Origin of the sequence: Streptomyces sp. NPDC126503, assembly GCF_040302405.1 — a bacterium.
Lineage (GTDB): Bacteria > Actinomycetota > Actinomycetes > Streptomycetales > Streptomycetaceae > Streptomyces > Streptomyces gulbargensis.
Genome location: NZ_JBEORS010000051.1, coordinates 1 through 3,916, shown reverse-complemented (window position 1 = coordinate 3,916; position 3,916 = coordinate 1). Strand labels below are relative to the sequence as shown.

At 55.0% G+C, this 3,916-nt stretch carries 2 rRNA genes (1 of these 2 cut by a window edge); both read right to left on the bottom strand.

The annotated features are described in order from the left end of the window. A 23S ribosomal RNA gene (locus ABTY40_RS30680) occupies window positions 1-1,868 on the bottom strand; it reaches 1,336 nt to the left of the window's first position. 427 nt (window positions 1,869-2,295) lie between these two features. Further along, window positions 2,296-3,819 (bottom strand): 16S ribosomal RNA (locus tag ABTY40_RS30675). Together the 16S and 23S rRNA genes form the textbook arrangement of a ribosomal RNA operon. Between the last annotated feature and the right edge of the window lie 97 nt (window positions 3,820-3,916).

The window sequence follows — 3,916 nt, the reverse complement described above, 5'->3', positions numbered from 1 at the left end:
CCCGATTCTCTCGATCTCCTTGGTATTCTCTACCTGACCACCTGAGTCGGTTTGGGGTACGGGCGGCTAGAACCTCGCGTCGATGCTTTTCTTGGCAGCATAGGATCACCCACTTTTTATCCGCATCGTGTCTCAGCCTATGTGAATCGCGGATTTGCCTACGACTCGGCCTACGCACTTGCACCAGGACAACCATCGCCTGGCTTGGGCTACCTTCCTGCGTCACACCTGTTAATACGCTAACCGCACCAGAATGGGGTCGTGCGCTAGGCCCAGAGCGTCACCCCGAAGGGATCAGTCACTGGGATTCAGACACTTAGCACTACTGGATTAGCTTGGGCGGTTCTTCGCCGGTACGGGAATATCAACCCGTTGTCCATCGACTACGCCTGTCGGCCTCGCCTTAGGTCCCGACTTACCCAGGGAAGATTAGCTTGACCCTGGAACCCTTGGTCTTTCGGAGGACGTGTTTCTCACACGTCATTCGCTACTCATGCCTGCATTCTCACTCGTGTAGCCTCCACGGCTGGTTTACACCGCCGCTTCGCTGGCCACACGACGCTCTCCTACCCATCAACACGGCTGGACCACGAAGGCCTACCAATAATGTCAATGCCACAACTTCGGTGGCGTGCTTGAGCCCCGTTACATTGTCGGCGCGGAATCACTTGACCAGTGAGCTATTACGCACTCTTTCAAGGGTGGCTGCTTCTAAGCCAACCTCCTGGTTGTCACAGCAACTCCACATCCTTTCCCACTTAGCACGCGCTTTGGGACCTTAGTTGGTGGTCTGGGTTGTTTCCCTCTCGACTATGAAGCTTATCCCCCACAGTCTCACTGCTGCGCTCTCACTTACCGGCATTCGGAGTTTGGCTGACGTCAGTAACCTTGTAGGGCCCATCGGCCATCCAGTAGCTCTACCTCCGGCAAGAAACACGCAACGCTGCACCTAAATGCATTTCGGAGAGAACCAGCTATCACGAAGTTTGATTGGCCTTTCACCCCTATCCACAGCTCATCCCCTCAGTTTTCAACCTAAGTGGGTTCGGTCCTCCACACGCTCTTACACGTGCTTCAACCTGGCCATGGATAGATCACTTCGCTTCGGGTCTAGGACATGCGACTGAATCGCCCTATTCAGACTCGCTTTCGCTACGGCTACCCCACACGGGTTAACCTCGCCACATATCGCTAACTCGCAGGCTCATTCTTCAAAAGGCACGCTGTCACCCCTACTAAGGAGGCTCCAACGGTTTGTAAGCAAACGGTTTCAGGTACTATTTCACTCCCCTCCCGGGGTACTTTTCACCTTTCCCTCACGGTACTTGTCCGCTATCGGTCATCTGGGAGTATTTAGGCTTATCAGGTGGTCCTGACAGATTCACACGGGATTTCACGGGCCCCGTGCTACTTGGGATACTCTTCGCGCCAAGAGAGGCATTTCGACTACGGGGTTGGCACCCTCTATGACCGGCCTTTCAAGACCGTTCGTCTATACCTTCTTGTAACGCCGCCACCTCGGCAGAGATGACTGAAAAGTCCCACAACCCCCAACGTGCAACGCCTGCCGGCTATCACACACGCTAGGTTTAGCCTGATCCGGTTTCGCTCGCCACTACTAACGGAATCGCGGTTGCTTTCTCTTCCTGTGGGTACTGAGATGTTTCACTTCCCCACGTTCCCTCTACCCGCCCTATATATTCAGGCGGGAGTCACTAGGTCGGCACGCCGCCCAGCGGGGTTTCCCCATTCGGACACCCTCGGATCAAAACTTGCTTATCAGTTCCCCGAGGCTTATCGCAGATTGCTACGTCCTTCTTCGGCTCCAGATGCCAAGGCATCCACCGTTTGCTCTTAAAGACTTGAAATCACATGAGTTTGAATCAAAAACTCGACCCCACCCGAAGGCGGGATCAGAAATTGACTAATGATCTTTAAGATCATCTTGTGCAACAACCCGAAGGCTGTTGCAAGATGCTCGCGTCCACTGTGTAGTTCTCAAAGTACGGGCGGTACCCCAATCCACAACCCCACAAACACGGGGGAAACAGAAAGAGGCCCAGAGTAACCAAATGCTTCCAACCCCGAAAGGTCAAAGCGCATCCGGTCCCTCAGGACCCAACAGCGTGCAGGTGCGACATCCGTCACCCTCCCCGTTCCAACCACCGAAGCGGCGTACTGGAGAAGAACAACATCCCTCGCACCATGTCAAATGTTCCACCCATGAGCTCCCAGCGAAGAACGTATGCCTTCGATCTGGGTTCTGGACACCCTGAGGTGTCAGATGCTCCTTAGAAAGGAGGTGATCCAGCCGCACCTTCCGGTACGGCTACCTTGTTACGACTTAGTCCTAATTACCGATCCCACCTTCGACGGCTCCCTCCACAAGGGTTAGGCCACCGGCTTCAGGTGTTACCGACTTTCATGACTTGACGGGCGGTGTGTACAAGACCCGGGAACGTATTCACCGCAGCGTTGCTGATCTGCGATTACTAGCGACTCCGACTTCATGAGGTCGAGTTGCAGACCTCAATCCGAACTGGGACCGGCTTTTTGGGATTCGCTCCACCTCGCGGTATTGCAGCCCTTTGTACCGGCCATTGTAGCATGCGTGAAGCCCAAGACATAAGGGGCATGATGATTTGACGTCATCCCCACCTTCCTCCGAGTTGACCCCGGCAGTATCCCATGAGTTCCCACCATTACGTGCTGGCAACATAGAACGAGGGTTGCGCTCGTTGCGGGACTTAACCCAACATCTCACGACACGAGCTGACGACAACCATGCACCACCTGTTTACGAGTGTCCAAAGAGTTGACCATTTCTGGCCCGTTCTCGTATATGTCAAGCCTTGGTAAGGTTCTTCGCGTTGCATCGAATTAATCCGCATGCTCCGCCGCTTGTGCGGGTCCCCGTCAATTCCTTTGAGTTTTAGCCTTGCGGCCGTACTCCCCAGGCGGGGAACTTAATGCGTTAGCTGCGTCACGGAATCCGTGGAATGGACCCCACAACTAGTTCCCAACGTTTACGGGGTGGACTACCAGGGTATCTAAGCCTGTTTGCTCCCCACCCTTTCGCTCCTCAGCGTCAGTTACGGCCCAGAGATCTGCCTTCGCCATCGGTGTTCCTCCTGATATCTGCGCATTCCACCGCTACACCAGGAATTCCAATCTCCCCTACCGCACTCTAGTCTGCCCGTACCCACTGCAGGCCGGAGGTTGAGCCTCCGGATTTCACAGCAGACGCGACAAACCGCCTACGAGCTCTTTACGCCCAATAATTCCGGATAACGCTTGCGCCCTACGTATTACCGCGGCTGCTGGCACGTAGTTAGCCGGCGCTTTTTCTGCAGGTACCGTCACTTTCGCTTCTTCCCTGCTAAAAGAGGTTTACAACCCGAAGGCCGTCGTCCCTCACGCGGCGTTGCTGCATCAGGCTTGCGCCCATTGTGCAATATTCCCCACTGCTGCCTCCCGTAGGAGTCTGGGCCGTGTCTCAGTCCCAGTGTGGCCGGTCACCCTCTCAGGCCGGCTACCCGTCGACGCCTTGGTGAGCCATTACCTCACCAACAAGCTGATAGGCCGCGAGCCCATCCCCAACCGAAATTCTTTCCAGACGCAGACCATGCGGTCACGTCACATATCCAGTATTAGACGCCGTTTCCAGCGCTTATCCCAGAGTCAGGGGCAGGTTGCTCACGTGTTACTCACCCGTTCGCCACTGATCCCACAGAGCAAGCTCCGTGTTCACCGTTCGACTTGCATGTGTTAAGCACGCCGCCAGCGTTCATCCTGAGCCAGGATCAAACTCTCCGTAAAAAAGAAATGCATACCCCACCGGGAAAACGGTGACGCAGCGAGTTTGATGCTGACCAAAGAGACAAATTCATTGCTGACTTCATCCATTGCCAACCCC